Source organism: Stappia sp. ICDLI1TA098, from assembly GCF_054880955.1.
Window position 1 is genome coordinate 699022 of the sequence record NZ_JBTZBT010000002.1, and the last position, 17238, is coordinate 716259.

Sequence of the window (17238 nt, forward strand, 5' to 3'; positions counted from 1 at the left end):
GTCAGACCTCGCGGCGCACGAGCCGGCGCACGGCGGCTTCGATCGTGTCGGTCTGGGGCACGGCGGCGCGCTCCAGGTCCGGGTTGTAGGGGATCGGCGTTTCGGCTCCGCCCAGACGCAGGATCGGCGCGTCGAGGAAGTCGAAGGCATCGCTTTCGGCGACCATGGCGCTGATTTCCGCGCCGATGCCGTAGCTTTTCACGCCTTCGTGCACCAGCACCAGCTTGCCGGTCTTGCGCACCGAGGCGAGGATGGTCTCGCGGTCCACCGGGCGAATGGATCGCAGATCGACGATTTCCGAATCAATTCCGTCCGCGGCGAGCCTTTCGGCCGCCTCCAGCGCCCTGTGCACCATGATCGAGGCGGCGACGATGGTGACATCGGAGCCCTCGCGGCGCACCGCTGCCTTGCCGATGGGCGTCGTGTAATGGCCGGCCGGCACGTGACCCTTCATCTTGTAGAGCAGCTTGTGCTCGAAGATCACCACCGGGTCCGGATCGGCCAGGGCGGCAAGCAGCAGTCCCTTGGCGTCCTCCGGCGTCGAAGGCTGAATCACCTTGAGACCCGGAACATGGCCGAACCAGGCTTCCAGGCTCTGGCTGTGCTGGGCCGCGGCCCCGGTTCCCGAGCCGGAGGGCATGCGGAAGACGACCGGCACGGCGGCCTCGCCACCCAGCATGTAGCGCAGCTTCGCCGCCTGGTTGACGATCTGCTCCATGGCGAGCGCGGCGAAGTCGGAAAACTGGAACTCGAAGATCGGCTTCAGGCCGGTAAGCGCCGCGCCGACGGCGACACCCGCGCCGCCAAGTTCGGAGATCGGCGTATCCATCACCCGTTCCGGACCGAAACGCTCGACCAGATCCAGCGTCACCTGGAAGGCGCCGCCATAGACGCCAATGTCCTCGCCCATCAGCACCACCGCCGGATCGCTCTCGAGCGCCAGCGCCATCGCCTCGCGGATAGCCTCGGCATAGGAAAGCGTGCGGACCTCGTCCGCCTGCACAGTCTTGTTCATCTCAGACCCCGGCATGGCTGTCGGCATAGACATGGGCGGCAAGATCGGCCGGATCGGGCGCAGCACTCGCCTTGGCGAACTCGATGCCCTCGCGAACCGTCCGTTCCGCGCTCTCCGCGATTTCGCCCGCGCCCGCCTCGTCGAGAATGCCGTGGGCGATCAGTTCCTTCTGGAAACGCTGAATCGGATCGCCGGCCATCCACTCCTCGATCTCCTCCTTCGTCCGGTAGCGATTGCGGTCGGACTTGGAATGCCCGCGCCAGCGGTAGGTGAGGTTTTCCACGAGGCTCGGCCCCTCGCCCGCCCGCGCCCGGGCGACCGCCTGGTGGACCGCCTCGGCGACCGCCGAGAAATCATTGCCGTCGACGGTAACGCCGGGCATCGAATAGGCGCTTGCCCGCTCAGAGATCCGCGCGACCGCCGTCGAGCGCTCCACCGAGGTCGACATTCCGTATTTGTTGTTCTCGCAGACGAACACGACCGGCAGTTTCCAGATCGAGGCCATGTTGAGCGCCTCGTGGAAGGCTCCCTCGTTGTTGGCCCCATCGCCGAAGAAACAGATGGTCACGTCCGGCCGGCCAAGGCGCTTGGACGACAGCGCCGATCCGACGGCGATGGGCAGGCCGCCACCGACGATGCCGTTCGCGCCGAGGTTGCCCGTCGCCACATCGGCGATGTGCATGGATCCGCCGCGCCCGTGGCAATAGCCCGTCTCCTTGCCGAAGAACTCCGCGAACATGCGCCCCACATCCGCGCCCTTGGCAATGCAATGGCCGTGGCCACGGTGCGTGGAGGTGATCTTGTCGGCATCGCCGAGCTCGATGCAGGTGGCCATGGCGCTTGCCTCCTGCCCGATCGACAGGTGCATGGTGCCGTGGATCAGCCCACGCATGTAGCTCTCCTCCGCCCCTTCCTCGAAGCGGCGGATCAGATACATGCGCCGCAGCGCCTCGCGCAGCTTCTCGGGTGCGTAGGAACGAATGGCGAAGGGCCGGTTGTCAGCCTCGCCGGTCTTTTCTGTCGCTGTCATCTCAAAGTCCCAGCATCGCGTCCTGGCGCGCGCGCAGCGCGGCGATGCGGCTGTCGGCGGGGACGGCCGCGTTGGCGGAGGTGATGAGTTCGCCCTTGCGGATCGGCGCCGTGACCTTCGCCCCGGCAAGCAGGCCGCAGGGCGTGGCCGAGGCGGCGCGCGCCTCTTCGACGGTCATGATCCAGGCGCGGTAGCAGTACTCGCCGATCTGGTCGAGCGTCTCGCCCGGCTGAAGATCGCGCTTGGCGACGGCGCAGACCTCGGCGACGGGCCGGGCCATCGGCACCATGTCCGCCTTGCCGTAGAGCACGACGCGCGCGCAGGTGAGCGGCACCTCCAGCGAGGTCAGGTGGTAGGGACGGAAGAAGGTGAAATAGGGCCCTTTGCCCATCTTCAGGTCTTCCATGCGCTCCCAGATGCGCGGATGGTCCATCTCGGCGACGACGAAGACGCCCGGCGCGACGCCCTTGCCGATGGTGTAGTCGACACGCCCTTCGGCCGACGACAGCAGGCCGCCGGCGCTTTCGGGAACCAGCACCTTGTTGAGGTCCTCGCGCGAGCAGGCGGGGCCGTGCATGCCCGGCTTGTCGGGCACCAGTCCGGTGGCGTTGGCGATGGCGGCCATCTCGACCATGGTCTTGGAGCCGTCGACGAACTCGACCAGCATGCGCGGGTTCATGTGCCGCCGCACCGCCTCTTCCTCGTAGGCATCCGGCGTCGCGTCGATGTTGAGCGGGTTGTTCTTGCCCTTGCCGGCACTGACGATGCGGTGACCCATGGCCGACACGAACTCGATCAGCTCCATGCAGCTCGACGGCTCGTCACCGGCGCCGAGCGAATAGACGACGCCAAGCCGCTCGGCCTCGGCGCGCAGATAGGCACCGATGGTGACGTCGGCCTCGACGTTCATCATGACGAGATGCTTGCCGCGCTCCATCGCCGCCAGGCCGATCTCGGCGCCGACAGCGGGAATGCCGGTGGCGTCGACGACCACGTCGATCAACCCCGATTCGAGCAGCACGTTGACGTCCTCGGTAACGGCGACGCGGCCCTGTTCCATCGCCTTGTTGGCGGCATCAGGCGTCGTCGCCGCAACGGAACGCTGCTTGTCGCCGTAGGCGATCTCCACCGCCTTGGCGGCCGCGCCGGGCTTCGGCTCGCTGATCGCGCCGATGGCAATTCCCTGCATGTGGGCGACGCGGCTGACAATGTCCGTCCCCATTTCGCCAGCGCCGACAAGCCCGATGCGGATCGGCTTTCCAGCTTCCGCGCGGGTGGCCAGATCGCGGGCGAGACCCGCCAGGGCGACATTCGTGGGCATGCTTTTTCTCCTCCAGTCCGTGACGAAAAGGTATGCACATCTGTTTTTCTGTCAATCAAAAGTTCACGCTGCAACGCAGCATATCTACCAATTCAAATCCTGTTGACACGGATTTGTCATGCACACATTATCATTTTGTGTAACGAAAGTTCACATCTGGTCCCGGACGGGCCGGGCGCGACATGAGGAAGACGCGCCCCGCAGCGGCTTGTCGGGCAGCAGGGCACCTGCTTTACTGACACTTGGGAGGATGCACGAAATGACAATGCTGAAGACGGGGGTTTCCCGTCGCTCGTTCCTGCGCTCCGGCGCGGCCTTGGGGCTTGCCTCGGGCGCGACCATGGGGCTCAAGCTGCCCGCCTTCGCCCAGTCCGGGCTTCCCGACATCCAGTCCGTTCTCGACGGGATCTCGGTCGAAGGCTACGTGCGCGAGGACTACCGCAAGCTCTACGACATGACCAACGAGCCGCTGTGGGATCCGGCCAAGGACTGGATCCGCACGGTCGACTGGGAGAAGGTCCGCACCGAGCAGGCCGGCAAGACGGTGCGCTTCGCCATCGGCGCGGCGGACCAGGAGTCGGCGGCGGAGGGCCTGAAGCCCTTCGAGCAGCTCTCCGGCATCAAGGTCGAGCTCGTCCCGATCCCCGACGACAGCTTCTACGACAAGGCCGTCGCCGAGTTCATTTCCGGCAACGCCTCCTTCGACGCGCTGCAGTTCTTCTCGCCCTGGCTCGGCGACTTCGCCGCGCCGGGCTTCCTGGCGCCGCTCGACGACTATGCCGCCAAGTGGAACCTGCCGCTCGACGACTTCTATGACACCTACCGGCTGAACTACGGCTACTTCGGCGGCCAGCTCGTCGGCATTCCCTTCGACTGCGACATCCAGATGGTGCATCTGCGCAAGTCGATCATGGAGCCGATCCTGGGCGGAGAGATCGACCGGGCCAACTCGGTTCCGACCTATGACGAGCTGATCCGCATCTCCGCCGAGGCCAACAAGCTCGGCGGCGGCGTCGCCGGCGTTGGACTGATGCTGGCGCGCGGCTTCTGGGCCACCTACACGTGGGAGCACATCGCCGCCCAGGCCGGCCTGCAGCTCTTCGATGAAAACTGGAACCCGATGCTGACCAGCGACGCCGGCATGAAGGCGATGGACATCATCATGGCGCTCCAGAAGAACGCCATCGAGGGCACGGCCGGCGCCGGCTGGGGCGAGAATCGCGCCGCCTGGCTCGGCGGGCAGCTCGCCTCCTCGGTCTCCTGGCAGGACAGCGGCACCCAGGCGATGCGCCCGGACCAGTCGAAGATCGTCGGCGACTTCGTCACGATCTACGAGCCGCGCATCGAGGGCGGCGTCTTCGCCCCGCCGAACATCGCCGGCTCGACCTCCTGCGTCGCGGCGACCTCGCAGAACCCGGAAGGCGCGTTCCTGATGCTCGCCTTCCTGACCACCTCCTCGATCATGGCCATGAACGAGGCCAATGCCAACGGCGTCGGTCCGGGCTACAAGTCGGTGCTGGCGAACGAGCGCCTGCGCGCGGTCAGCCAGCCGGCGAAGGTGTGGGCCGACAGTCTCGACCACGCCTGGTGCGCTCCGCGCCTGCCCGGCATGTTCGAGATGGAACAGGTGCTCGGCAACGAGATCAACCGCGCCGTCACCGGCCAGATCTCGGCCAAGGAAGCGCTGGAGAACGGCCAGTCGGCATGGAAGTCCATCATGGAAAAGAACGGCTTCTCGGGCGGCAATGGTCCCGTTTCCTATGCCGATGTCGCGCCGGGCATGTATGTCGGTGCCGGCAAGGCCCTGCCGTTCTGATCCGATGACACAACTGGCATCAGAAAGCCGGAGCGGGGGGGCGGTCCAGACCGCCCCCGACCGCGCTCCCCGGCCCGTGCGCCGCCGTTCGCCCTGGCTGCGGCGCGCGTTCCCCTATCTGCTGGTCGGCCCGGCAGTCGTCTATCTCCTGGCGATCACGCTCTATCCCGGCATCTTCGCGATCTACCAGAGCCTCTATGTCGTGCGCTTCGTCAACTGGACCTTCACGGGTCTGGGCAACTACGAGCGCATCATCCAGGACCGCGAGTTCTGGGCCGCGCTCGGCAACACCGCCATCATCGGCGGCATCTCGCTGACGGCGCAGACGGTGATCGCCATGGCGCTCGCCTATTTCGCCTACCGCGACCCGCTGATCCGCGGCTGGCGCATCATCTTCCTGATGCCGATGCTGTTCATGCCCTCGGCCGTCGCCTACATCTGGAAGCTTGCGTTCAACGACGGGCGGGTCATCTCAGACCTGCTGATGGGCCTTGGCGTCGTTGATCGCAACGTCGACTGGCTGGGCTCCGTGCCGCTCGCGCGGCTGACGCTGATCGTCGCCGACGTGTGGCAATGGACGCCGTTCCTCTTCATCATCTTCGTCGCCGCCCTGCAGGGACAGGACCAGGAGATCGAGGAGGCCGCGCGCCTCGACGGCGCAAGCTGGCCCGCCATCTTCTGGAACATCTCGCTGCCGATGATGCGCCCCATCATCGTCGTCGCGGTGACGCTGCGCGGCATCGACATCACCACCATGTTCACAAATGTCTACATCATGACGCAGGGCTCGCCCGGCGGAACCACGGAGACGATGAGCTTCTTCATCTACCGGCAGGGCTTCCGCATGTTCAATTTCGGCTATGCCTCAGCCGCCTCCGTGCTGATGCTGGCGCTGACGATCCTGATCGCGCAGACCGTCGTCAAGCGCGCGTTCCACTCGGGGAGGGCCTGACCATGGCAAACCTGCGAAGGAAGCGCGGAGAGAGCCGGCTGCTGCGCTATCTGGTGCTGGGAGGCTGGGCGCTGCTGTGCCTCGCCCCGATCCTGTGGTTCCTCACCATCGGCTTTCGCCCGCGCACGGAGATCGTGGTGCCGGAGCCGATCTACTGGCCGACCTTCTCGCTCGACGCCTGGCGGCTGCTGATGAGCGACTGGCCGATCGCGCAATACCTGCGCAATTCGGTCGTCGCGGTGGCCGGTTCCGTGGTCATCGATCTGGTGCTGGCGATCCCGGCCGCCTACGCACTGTCGCGCTACGAGTTCAAGGGGCGCGACGACATCGGCTTCTACATCCTGTCGACGCGCATGATGGCTCCCGCCATTGTCGCCGTGCCGATCTTCTTCCTGTTCCGGGAGCTGGGGCTGCTCAACACCGTGTGGGCGCTGATGCTGGTCTATGCGGCGATCAACCTCAGCCTCGTGACCTGGATCATCCGCAGCTACATGCTCGACATCCCCAAGGAGCTCGAGGATGCCGCGCGCACCGACGGGGCCGGCGATCTCACGATCCTGCGCGAGATCATCGTGCCGGCCTGCCTGCCCGGCATCATCACCGCCGCCGTGATCGCGGCGATCTTCGCCATCAACGAATTCCTGTTCACGCTGCTCATCGCCTCGACGTCCGAAGCCTACACCATGTCCGTGGCGCTGGCGAACTTCACCGGCGGCTCCGACGGCGTGATCTACAATGCAATCGCCCTCGTCTCCTTCCTCGCCTTCGTGCCGATCCTGATCCTCGTGATCCTGATCCAGAAGCACCTCTCGCGCGGATTGACGATGGGCGCGGTCAAGGGCTGAGACATGGCTTCCATCCGACTTGAGAACATCGTCAAGCGCTACGGCGCCTTCACCGGCGTCAAACACATGTCGCTCGACATCGCCGACGAGGAATTCCTCGTCCTGCTCGGCCCCTCGGGCTGCGGCAAGACCACCACCATGCGCATGATCGCCGGACTGGAGGAGCCGACGGAAGGGCAGATCATCATCGGCGACGAGGTGGTCAACGAGATCGACGCCCGCGACCGGGACGTGGCGATGGTGTTCCAGGGCTATGCGCTCTATCCGAACATGTCGATCTACGAGAACATCCGCTTTCCCCTGCGGATGCGGAAGATCGCCCGCGACAAGCACGACGCGCTGATCCGCCAGGCGGCCGACATGGTCGAGCTCGGCGACTACCTCGACCGCAAGCCGGGCGCGCTTTCGGGCGGCCAGCGACAGCGCGCGGCCCTTGCCCGTGCCGTCGTCCGCCAGCCACAGGTGTTCCTGATGGACGAGCCGCTGTCCAATCTCGACGCCAAGCTGCGCGCCTCGATGCGGGTGCAGATCAAGCACATGCAGCGCCAGCTCAAGGTGACGACGGTCTATGTGACCCACGACCAGATCGAGGCGATGACACTCGCCGACCGCATCGTCATCATGAACGGCGGCGCGATCCAGCAGGTGGGCACGCCGGACGAGATCTATACCGATCCCGCCAACACCTTCGTCGCCGGCTTCATCGGCTCGCCGCCGATGAACCTGATCGAGGGCACAGCCGCGGCCGGGCGCTTCACCGCCCCTGGCGTCTCCGCCCCCTGCCCCGCGCATCTTTCCGGAGCGATCACGCTCGGCGTTCGCCCGGAGGACTGCCGCGTCAGCGGCGGCGAGCTCACGGGCACGGTCTACGGCGTCGAGCCGACTGGCGACGTCACCTATCTGACAGTGGCCTTCGGCGAACGCCAGATGGAAGTGAAGGCGGCGCGCGACTTCCGCGCCGACATCGACACGCCGATCGGCATCGGCTTCGACGCGGATCGGCTGTATTACTTCGACGAAACGGGCAACCGGATCAGGGAGGTCGCATGAGCCCGCGCTTCGACTTCACGTCCATGGGGTTCATCACCTTCGACGCGCTTTGCCGTCCGGTGGCCCAGATCCCGCCGGGCGGCGGCACGATCTTCGTCGACGAGCTGACGCTTGCGGTCTCCGGCGCGGCCGGTTCCGCCGTCATCGTCGCCGCCAAGCACGGGCTCAGGTCCCGGGCTGTCGGCGGCGTTGGCGAGGACGACATGGGCGACTGGGTGCTGATGAAGCTCGACCGCTTCGGCGTCGACACCAGCATGATGGCGCGCTGCCCCGGCTTCACCACCTCCTCGTCGATTGTCACGACCCGTCCAGACGGCGCGCGCCCGGCTCTGCACAAGCGTGGCGCGACCGACGGTTTCCTGATCCGCGACGACCAGATGGACGACCTGCTCGACACGCGCATCCTGCATGTCGGCGGCGTCGGACTGATGAACCGGATGGACGACAGCGGCCGCACCGAGGAGATCATGGCGGAGGCCAGGCGGCGCGGCGTGATCACCACGCTCGACGTCTTCGCTTCGACACCCGACGATCTGCCCAAGGTCGAGCGACTGCTGCCGTACACGGACTATTTCCTGCCCTCCGAGGAGGAAGCCCAGGCGCTATCGGGCCTTTCCGACAACCGCGCGCTCGCGGACTTCCTGCTCGAGCGCGGCGCGGGATGCGTCATCCTGACGCTTGGCGCGGAAGGCGCCTTCTACCGCGACCGCGAGGGGCTGGAGTTCCATACGCCGGCCTTCGGCATCGAGGTGAAGTGCACCTGCGGCTGCGGCGACTGTTTCAACGGCGGTTTCGCCACCGGCCTGATCAAGGGCCTGAGCCCGCAGGAGGCGGTGCGGATCGCCCAGGCAAGCTCGGCGCAGAACGCCACCGGGCTCGGCAGCCAGGCCGGCGTGGTCGACTATCCCACGACCCTCGATTTCATCGGCAGGACCGCTCCGCGACAGCCCACCGACAGCTTGGTCGCGGGCGCGACATAGGCTAAGTTCGGTCACCAGAAACGGGACCACAGCCTTGACCAGCCCTTCGCCGAGAACACCCGATCCGATGCCGCTTCGCGAGGCCTTGCGCGGGCTCCGCCATGTGCTGCGGCGCGGCGGCGCGACGCTGCGCGAGACGCTGACCATCGACATGCTGCCGCAACCGGCCGCGCATCTGGCCGGCAGCATGCTGCGCGACGTGGAGACGCTCGCCAAGGGTGCCGATCGCATCGCCTCGGAGCTGGCCAAGGCCGTGCTCGGCGGCGTCCATCCCGCCTCGTCGTCGCTTGCCGAGATCGCCGCGCGCGGTGATCACGGCGAACTGTTCGCCGCCGCCGCCTATCCGGCGCTGCGCGACGTTCTGCTGCGGCTCGGCGCCAAGGACGCCTTCGTCAGCGAGGCGGCCGCCCGCAGCGCCTTTGCCGCCGCCCACGCGCAGATGCTTGCCCGCGACACCGCCCATGCGGCCATCGAGGAGACGCCGGGGACCGACGACAAGGCGGCGGCCGAAGCACGCATGGCAGCGGCGCTGACCCTTGCCATGATCGAGGCGCGCGCCATCCGCGGCCTGCCGGGCGGGCGCGAAACGCGCGTTGCCGCCTCCGCTCTGGAGCCGGTGGCCCTCTTCTCCGTGATGCTCTGGCTGCAATCGGGCGCCGGCGAGGAGGAAAACGAGGCGGCGCTGTCCGCGGCCACCGACCTGGCGGTGGCGCTGGCCGGCGACGTGGAGACGGCCGCGCGGGCGGGCGACGCCGCGCGCATTGCCGCCCTCTACCTGGAGTTCGCCTCTCATGTCTGAGCTGCCGCGCCATCCGGAAGCGTTTCCGCAGACAAACGAGCCGCTCCGGATCGCGGTCCGCCGTCTGCGCTGGTTCACCACAGCCTTCCGCCGGCATGTCGAGGCCTTCGGTGCCGACATCGGCTGCCGGTTCGAGATCGACGAGGCGAAGCTCGCCGGCATCTTCGTGCGCTGGCTGCGCACCGTCGAGCGGCAAAAGCCCTCCGACAAGTCGGCACGGGAAGACTATTTCGATTTCGCCGCCGGCATCATGCTGCGCGAGCTGACCGCCGACATGCCGATCCGCGCCCTGGCCGCGCCGACGAAGGCCGCGCCGGGCAGCGCCGCCGCCTTCTGGCCGGAGGGCTATGTGTCGACGCTCTTCTGCCTGTCCGTGCACGCCGCCGCCGCGCGCCAGGAGTTCCGCCACGCGCCGGAGCCCTCGGCGGCGATCGACGACCTGCGCCACTGGTGGTCCTTCCGCGAGAACGCGGCGAAGAACGCCAGCTTCTCGGTCGGCTTCCTGCAGATGTTGCTCGGCCATCAGCCGAACTGGGCGATGCCCGATGTGTTCCGCGCCCGGCTGGAGCGGGAAGTCGCCGAACGCGGCTGAGACGGCCGCTCCCGCAACAAAGGCGGGGCTCCGGCGAAACGAAAACGGCGGGAAGGGGTGCCCCTTGCCCGCCGTCGTCACGACCGGATCCGCTGTCGCAGCTCATGGCAGCCTCACCCCATGCGGAGCGGCCGCCACCGCGCGAGGCGGCACTCAGATGCAGCGGCCGCCATCCACTTCCATGGCGATGCCGGTGACCATGCCCGCCTCGTCGGAGCACAGGAACGCGGCCGCGTTGCCCATGTCCTCCGGCGTCGAAAACCGGCCGATGGGGATGGTCGACAGGAACTTGGCGCGCACCTCCGGCGTGTCCTCGCCCATGAAGGTCTTGAGCAGCGGCGTATCGCCGGCGACCGGGTTGATCGCGTTGACGCGAATGCCGAAGGGGGCAAGCTCCACCGCCATGGCGCGGGTCGCGGTGATCACCCAGCCCTTGGAAGCGTTGTACCAGGTCAGGTTGGGGCGCGGCGAGACGCCGCCGGTGGAGGCGACGTTCAGGATCGCGCCCTTCTTCTGTGCCTTGAAGTGCGGCACGACGGCGCGCGCGCCATGATAGATCGAGCGCATGTTGACGTTGGCGATGCGATCAAAGGTCGCCTCGTCGATCTCTTCCAGCGGCTTGGGCGTGTGACCGACGCCGGCGTTGTTGACCAGAATGTCGAGACCACCGAAGCGCGACAGCGCGATATCACGCGCCTGGGCGAAGCCCTCGGCCGACGATACGTCGGCGACGAGCGGGGCGATCGACGCCGGCGCGCTCTCGGCGACGCGCTTGGCCGCATCCCCGTCCCGGTCGACCAGGACGACGCGCGCGCCCTCGGCCACGAATTTCAGAACGATCCCCTCACCGAACCCCGACCCTCCGCCGGTGACGATGGCAGTCTTGCCCTCAAGTCGCATGTCATGTTCCTCCAAAACTGGCCGCACATTCGAAGATGAGCGGGCGAAAGGACAGACGGATTATCTGAACGGGTCTTGAGGTTTCCTGCAAGCAGGCCTGTCGGCATTCGATGGCCGGGAGGAAACCTCAGGCCATCTCGCGCAGGTTGGTGCGAATGAGATCCATCAGCTGTTCGGAAAACCCGTGCTGCACATAGCCACGCGCGGTGATGATGCCGACGGCACGGTGGGCCTGCGGATGCGACAGCGGCACCACCGACAGCGCATCGTCATGGCGCATGCCGATGGCGATGCTCGGCACGATGCTGACGCCAAGCCCCGCCTCGGCCAGCGCGATCGCCGTCTGGGCGTTCTCCACCTCGTATTGCGGCGTCAGCACGATCCCCTCTTCGGCGGTGAGCCGATCGATCAGCCCGCGCACGGCGGTCTTGTCGTTGAGCAGGATCAGCGGCGCGGCGCCGGCTCCGAGGTCGGACAGGGCGAAGGCGCGCGCCTCGGTGCGGTGCTCGCCCGGCACGCAGGCGACCAGTGGATCGTCGATGATCGATTCGAACTGGAATTCCGCCAGATGCGGCACCTCCGGCCCGATGTAGAATTCCACCTCCTGCTGCTGGAGCAGCACCAGCGCGGCGGTGGGAGGCGTTTCCTTCACTTCCACGAAACTGCGCGGATACCGCAGCTTGAAGGTAGCCAGGATGTCGGGAAGGCGGGTGCTGGCAAGCGTCGGCGCGCAGGCGATGCGCACCCGGCCCTGGCGCTGCGCGGCGATCTCGGCCAGCCTGTCCAGGCCGGACTGAACGTCCTGCATGGCCCGGCGCACCTGTTCAAACAGGATCCGCCCTTCCGGCGTCAGGTTGGCGCGGCGCGGGGTGCGGATGAACAGGCTGATGCCGACCTGCTCTTCCAGGTCGCGGATCTGCATGCTCACGGCCGAGGCGGAGCGATGGCTCTCCTCCGCCGCGCGGCGAAAGCTGCCATGCTCGGCGGCAAGCAGAAAGGTCTGAAGAAGCTTGAGGTTTACATTGCTCATATCGGTCGGCAGGATCGCGCCGCAGGGAGCCGCGATTAGGCCTCCTGCGGTCTCGAAATGCAAGGGCGCCCTGCCAGAAATCCCGATACCCGGCTACGGAAATCCCGGCCGGAACCCTCCCTATTTCCGGGTCCGTCAGTGGACGGCGGCGAACATCACCCGTTCTTCCGTCGCGTCCGACACCATCATCTCCTCGACAATGCGCCCGCGCTTGGCAACGAGGATGCGGTCGGCCACCGCAAGGATCTCGGGCAAATAGGAGGAGATGACGACGACGGCCATGCCCTGGTCGGCAAGATCGCTGATGAGCTGGTGGATCTCGACGATGGCGCCGACATCGACGCCGCGCGTCGGCTCGTCGAAGATGATCAGCTTCGGCTGCTGGATCAGCGCCTTGGCGATGACGATCTTCTGCTGGTTGCCGCCGGAAAGTTCGATCATGCGGGCCTTGTCGCTGATCGACTTCAGATGCAGCTTCTCGCCCCATTCCTTGGCCAGCTTGCGGGCCTGCGACATGGAGACGACGCTGAGCGGGTTCGCGCCGTTGGACAGTTCGCCCACGTGCAGGTTCTCACCCACCGTCATGGTCTCGAAGAAGCCGTCGTGCTTGCGGTCCTCGGTGACATAAACAATGCCGTCGAGCATCGCATGGCGCGGCACGCGGTAGCGCACCGAACGGCCGTGGAGGCGGACCTCGCCGCCGTAGAAGAGATTGCGCTTGATCACGCCGGAGACGACCTTGGCCATCTCCGTGCGCCCGGCGCCGACGAGGCCGAACATGCCGGTGACCTGTCCGGCGAAGACCGAGAAGGACGAATTGCGCACAAGCCCGGCATAGGACAGGTTCTCGACCGAGAGCACCTTCTCGCCATAGGGCCGGGCAGCGCGCGGCGCCGCGCCGTGCAGCGTCTCCGTCAGGCTGCGACCGACCATGGCCTGAACGATCGAGGCGCGGGTGAACCCCTTCGCCTCCCCGCTCGCCACGATCTCGCCGTCGCGCATGACGGTGATGCGGTCGGAGACCTCCAGCGCCTCCTCCAGCGCGTGGGAGATGAAGACGATGGTCACGCCCTTGGCGACGAGCCGCTCGATGAGATTGAAGAAGTGGCGCTTCTCCTCCGGCGTCAGCGTCGCCGTCGGTTCGTCGAAGATGATGACGCGGGCCTTGTGGTGCACGGCGCGGGCGATTTCCACCATCTGCTTGTGAGCCGCCCCGAGCGTCGAGACCTGGGCGGTCGGGTCGACCTGAAAGCCCATTCCGACGAGAAACTGTCGCGCCTCGATGTAGAGGCCACGCAGGCGGTTGAAGACCTTTTCCTCGCCCAGATAAATGTTCTGCGCGACCGTCATCGCCGGCACCAGGTTGGTCTCCTGGAACACCATGACGATGCCGGCGGCAAGAGCATCGGAGGGCGAGGAGAATTCCACCGGCTTGCCATCGAGCAGCAACTGGCCGGAGGTGAGCTTGTGCACGCCCGCCATCACCTTGGTCACGGTCGACTTGCCGGCGCCATTCTCCCCGAGGATCGCGTGGATCTCGCCCTTGCGCAGGCCGATATCGACATTCCGAAAGGCCGGATTGCCGCCGAAGGTCTTGGTCGCGTCGCGCAACTGGACGATGTCGCTCATGTCGCCTCCCGGAGCATCTGGCGAAGGTGCCGCCGCCTGCCCTGATGTTGTGTTGTTCCCAGCGCCTCAGCGCCCGCCAGCGATCGCCGGAAGCCGCAGGATGCGTCCGCCTCCACGCGAGGCGACGACCAGATCGTCCCCAAGCTCGCAGGCCGAAACGACGCCGTGGGCCGTGCCGTCGGCACGCGAATGGTAGCTGGCATAGGGTTGCATGCGCGCGTTGCAGGCGACCACCAGGCCGTAGGACCGCGTCGTCGCATAGGGTTTCAAGACGCCCATCTGCTTGAGCTGGCTGCCCTGCATCGGCTCGCGGAAATGCTGCCCGGAGGCAAGCGAGGGGGCCATCCAGAACGGCTCGGGCACCTCGGTCAGCATCCGGTTGCGGAACGTGTCCTCGCGCAGGATGAATTCCACGAGCTGGTTGCGCACGGAATAGAAGGAAAGCCAGTAGCCGGCGTCATAGGCGGGCGCGATGCGTGCCGGATAGGCCGGCAGATGCTCCAGCACGGGCTCCGTCTTTCCGTTCGAGATGTCGAAGGCGACCACCCGATGGCGCCAGGCCTCGGTGAGATAGACCCGGCTCGAGCCGGTGGTGGCGATGCCTGCGGGCCAGGCCAGACCCTCGGCCAGGCACGTCGCCTGACCGCTGCGCAGGTCCAGCTTCCAGAGGCTTCCGCTCGCCCCCTTCTGCAGCAGGTCGCGCCGCCATTCGCCAGCGCCGACCTGCCGGGAACCGCTGGTCATCAGCAGCGTGTTGGCGTCGAAGAAGGCCAGCGCGGTCACCGCGCCGAACGCCCCGGCGCCGTCGCCGGGAAACACCCGCCCGTCATGCGGTCCGCCGCGGATCACCACGCCCTCGCCGTCGAGACCGACGGCGAGCATGCCCTTGGCGCCGGCGAGCGCGGAGACCGGGCGGTCGAACTCCGCCACAAGCTCGGGTGCACCGCCATCGCGGGAGAACCGCAGAAGCCTCTGTCCGGAACTCGCCACCAGGCCCTTTTCAGTGGCGACGAGATTGTCCGCCGCCTCGAGCTCGGCGAAAGTCTCCGCCTCCTCCAGCGCCTGGTTGGGCAACAGCGGACCGTCGAGCACGGGCAGCGTGATCGACCAGTCGCCGCGGCCGAGAAAGCGGTCGAGAAACCCGCCGAGGAACGTCATGCCGGTTTCCTCCAGTAGCTGTCGACACCGCACCAGTGCGGATCGGCGTCGGGAAGCGGCAGGGTGCCCATGCGGTTGTTGAAGATGCCGCAGAGATAGAGCACGCCCTTGTGCTCGCGCATCGAGGTGATCATCGGGTGCTTCTGCCCCCCCTGGTCCCAGAAGCTCTCGAGGATCTCGCCTTTCTCGTTGAAGCGCAGCACGCAGCCGGTGTTGAGATTGGGCATCAGCCAGGCATCCTCCGACACGCGCCGCGCCATGCGCCGACGGAAGCCGGGCATCTCCAGCGACAGGTCGAGCGCGGGCGTGCGCATGCCCATCAGCGCCAGCCAGTAGGTGCCGTCGGAGGCGCGGTTGATGTTGTCGGGATAGCCCGGCAAGCCCTCGATCACCCGCTCCAGCCGGCCCTTCTTCGGCCCTGCGTAATAGTAGCGGTTGATGCGGCAGGCCCAGCTCTCGGCAAAGAGAACGGATTCCCCGTCGTAGGAGGTGCACACCCCGTTGGGGAAGACGAGACCGTTGATCAGCGTGCGGGTCGAGCGCGTCTTCGGATCGAAGCAGATGAGCCGGCCATTGCCACGGCTTTCCAGCGCGTCGGCGTACCAGTCGTGCATCTCGAAGCGGATCGTCGCCTCGGAAAAGACAATCCGCCCGTCGGGAAGGATGTCGCAATCGTCGGCAAGCTTCATCGAGCTGTCGTCGGCGACCGAGGTCAGGCTGCGGTTGGTTTCCGCCGTCAGCAGGCTTGCCTTGCCGTCCGGCGTGATCTGGTAGAGGCCCATGCCGCCGACGCAGACGGCCATGTTGCCGGCCTCGTCGAAGACCATGCCCATCGGCGCGCCGCCGATATGGGCGAAGACCTCGTGGCGGGTGTAGTCGGGCGGGAACCAGCGCAGGATGTCGCCCTGGCGGCTGCCAGTATAGAGATTGTCGTCGCGGTCGAAGATCACATCTTCGGCGCCGTCGAGAACGCCCAGGCCGATCACCCCGACGCCGCGCAACCTGTCGTTGGGCGCCATCGGCGACCCTGGCGCGGTGGAGACCGCCGGCGGCATCTTGTTGTAGGTCGGAGAGATGTAGACGCTGCGCAGGATCTTGTGGCGGTTCTTCACCCAGCGCACGTCGAGGAACACGGCGGCGACCAGCACCAGCCCGAGCACGAGATCGTTGACCGGTCCGGGCACGGCAAGCGTCAGCAGGCCGTTCGACAGGATCAGCACGAAGACCGTGCCCATCAACGCCTTGGCGACCGAGCCGCGACCGCCGCCAAGCGAAATGCCGCCGAGCACCGTCGCCGTAAGAGCCTGAAGCTCAAGACCCGACCCGATGTCGGAGGCGGCGCTGCCAATGCGCGCGGAAAAGAAGAAGGCCGCCAGCGCCACGAACATCGAGCAGACAAGATAGGCGCTGAAGACGGTGAAGCGCACATTGACGCCGGCGTTATAGGCCGAGCGGCGGGCGCCGCCCACCGCCAGCAGCCGCCAACCGTATCGCCCTCGCGACAACACGACATGCAGCGCCAGGGCGATCACCGCGAAGACGAGGAAGGACACCGGAATGCCCCACACCCGGCCGATGCCGAGAAGATCGTAGAGCGGGGAATCAGGGTAGCTCATGACGATGTCGGTGGAGATCTCCGGAAAAATGATCTCGAAAACCGCACGGAAGATGATCAGCGTCACCAGCGTCGTCAGGAAGGCCCGCATCCTGAGGATGCCGACCAGGAAGCCGTTGATGATGCCGCAGACCGCGCCGACGCTGAGCGTTGCCGCAAGCCCCGCGCCGAACCCCCACTGGCCGACATTCATGCCGTAGAGCGCGGTAAGAACCGCGATGGCGAAGGTCGAGCCGACGGAAAGGTCGATGCCGCCGGAGATCATCACGATGGTGAGGCCCAGCACGATCAGGCCGAGTTCGGCGACCTGACCGCTCAGATCCGCCATCGTGGTGAGATGGAAGAAGCGCGGCACGATGCTGCCGAAGATGGAAACCAGTATCACCAGCGCCATGAAGGGGATGATGCTGTCGATCCACTTCTTGCTGAGCACCTCCCCGACAACATGGTCGGGGAGAAGCCGGTAGCGCCAGCGAACGATGCTTTCAGACAGGGACATGCCGCGC

At 66.6% G+C, this 17238-nt stretch carries 15 protein-coding genes; 7 read left to right on the top strand and 8 right to left on the bottom strand.

Annotated elements, in window-relative coordinates:
* Nucleotide 1: 1 nt before the first annotated feature.
* The 3 genes from ACSLUQ_RS13490 to ACSLUQ_RS13500 are packed head-to-tail and all read right to left on the bottom strand — an operon-like array spanning nt 2 to nt 3366.
* Nucleotides 2-1015: an alpha-ketoacid dehydrogenase subunit beta gene (locus ACSLUQ_RS13490; protein WP_417772008.1), complete on the bottom strand. Its 1014-nt coding sequence runs from the start codon at nt 1013-1015 to the stop codon at nt 2-4.
* Nucleotide 1016: 1 nt separating this feature from the next.
* Complete coding sequence (locus ACSLUQ_RS13495; RefSeq protein WP_417772007.1) at nt 1017-2045, bottom strand: thiamine pyrophosphate-dependent dehydrogenase E1 component subunit alpha; 1029 nt, start codon at nt 2043-2045, stop codon at nt 1017-1019.
* Between the two features lies 1 nt (nt 2046).
* On the bottom strand, nt 2047-3366 hold the full coding sequence (locus tag ACSLUQ_RS13500) for an NAD(P)H-dependent oxidoreductase (protein ID WP_461808821.1): 1320 nt from the start codon (nt 3364-3366) through the stop codon (nt 2047-2049).
* A 259-nt stretch (nt 3367-3625) separates the two neighbouring features.
* On the opposite strand from ACSLUQ_RS13500, the gene ACSLUQ_RS13505 reads away from it, so the two are divergent.
* The 7 genes from ACSLUQ_RS13505 to ACSLUQ_RS13535 all read left to right on the top strand — a co-directional run bounded on the left by ACSLUQ_RS13505 (nt 3626) and on the right by ACSLUQ_RS13535 (nt 10400).
* The gene (locus ACSLUQ_RS13505) at nt 3626-5182 is read left to right on the top strand and encodes an ABC transporter substrate-binding protein (protein WP_417772005.1); all 1557 of its coding nucleotides are present in this window, start codon (nt 3626-3628) and stop codon (nt 5180-5182) included.
* A gap of 76 nt (nt 5183-5258) precedes the next feature.
* Complete coding sequence (locus ACSLUQ_RS13510; RefSeq protein ID WP_417772004.1) at nt 5259-6134, top strand: carbohydrate ABC transporter permease; 876 nt, start codon at nt 5259-5261, stop codon at nt 6132-6134.
* Between the two features lie 2 nt (nt 6135-6136).
* Nucleotides 6137-6979, top strand: a complete 843-nt coding sequence (locus ACSLUQ_RS13515) for a carbohydrate ABC transporter permease (RefSeq protein WP_417772003.1) — start codon at nt 6137-6139, stop codon at nt 6977-6979.
* 3 nt (nt 6980-6982) lie between these two features.
* A complete protein-coding gene (locus ACSLUQ_RS13520; protein ID WP_461808822.1) occupies nt 6983-8029 on the top strand; it encodes an ABC transporter ATP-binding protein in 1047 nt (348 codons plus the stop codon).
* Nucleotides 8026-9009, top strand: coding sequence for a carbohydrate kinase family protein (locus ACSLUQ_RS13525; RefSeq protein ID WP_461808823.1), 984 nt, complete (start codon nt 8026-8028; stop codon nt 9007-9009). Before ACSLUQ_RS13520 ends, ACSLUQ_RS13525 begins: the two co-directional genes overlap by 4 nt.
* Nucleotides 9010-9043: 34 nt before the next feature.
* Nucleotides 9044-9808: a hypothetical protein gene (locus tag ACSLUQ_RS13530; protein WP_461808824.1), complete on the top strand. Its 765-nt coding sequence runs from the start codon at nt 9044-9046 to the stop codon at nt 9806-9808.
* Nucleotides 9801-10400 carry a hypothetical protein gene (locus tag ACSLUQ_RS13535; protein WP_461808825.1) on the top strand — a complete coding sequence of 200 codons (600 nt, stop codon included), beginning with the start codon at nt 9801-9803 and terminating at the stop codon, nt 10398-10400. The genes ACSLUQ_RS13530 and ACSLUQ_RS13535 overlap by 8 nt, the downstream gene beginning before the upstream one ends.
* Nucleotides 10401-10553: 153 nt before the next feature.
* Here the strand turns inward: ACSLUQ_RS13535 and ACSLUQ_RS13540 are convergent, their stop codons facing one another.
* The 5 genes from ACSLUQ_RS13540 to ACSLUQ_RS13560 form a co-directional block, all read right to left on the bottom strand.
* Nucleotides 10554-11300, bottom strand: a complete 747-nt coding sequence (locus ACSLUQ_RS13540; protein WP_417771998.1) for a glucose 1-dehydrogenase — start codon at nt 11298-11300, stop codon at nt 10554-10556.
* 127 nt (nt 11301-11427) lie between these two features.
* Complete coding sequence (locus tag ACSLUQ_RS13545; RefSeq protein WP_417771997.1) at nt 11428-12330, bottom strand: LysR family transcriptional regulator; 903 nt, start codon at nt 12328-12330, stop codon at nt 11428-11430.
* 135 nt (nt 12331-12465) lie between these two features.
* Entirely contained in the window at nt 12466-13959 is a 1494-nt protein-coding gene (locus tag ACSLUQ_RS13550; protein ID WP_461808826.1) for a sugar ABC transporter ATP-binding protein, read from the bottom strand.
* Between the two features lie 66 nt (nt 13960-14025).
* Complete coding sequence (locus ACSLUQ_RS13555) at nt 14026-15117, bottom strand: SMP-30/gluconolactonase/LRE family protein (protein WP_461808827.1); 1092 nt, start codon at nt 15115-15117, stop codon at nt 14026-14028.
* Nucleotides 15114-17231 (bottom strand): ABC transporter permease, encoded by a 2118-nt coding sequence (locus tag ACSLUQ_RS13560; RefSeq protein WP_417771994.1) that lies wholly within the window; start codon nt 17229-17231, stop codon nt 15114-15116. The genes ACSLUQ_RS13555 and ACSLUQ_RS13560 overlap by 4 nt, the downstream gene beginning before the upstream one ends.
* Between the last annotated feature and the right edge of the window lie 7 nt (nt 17232-17238).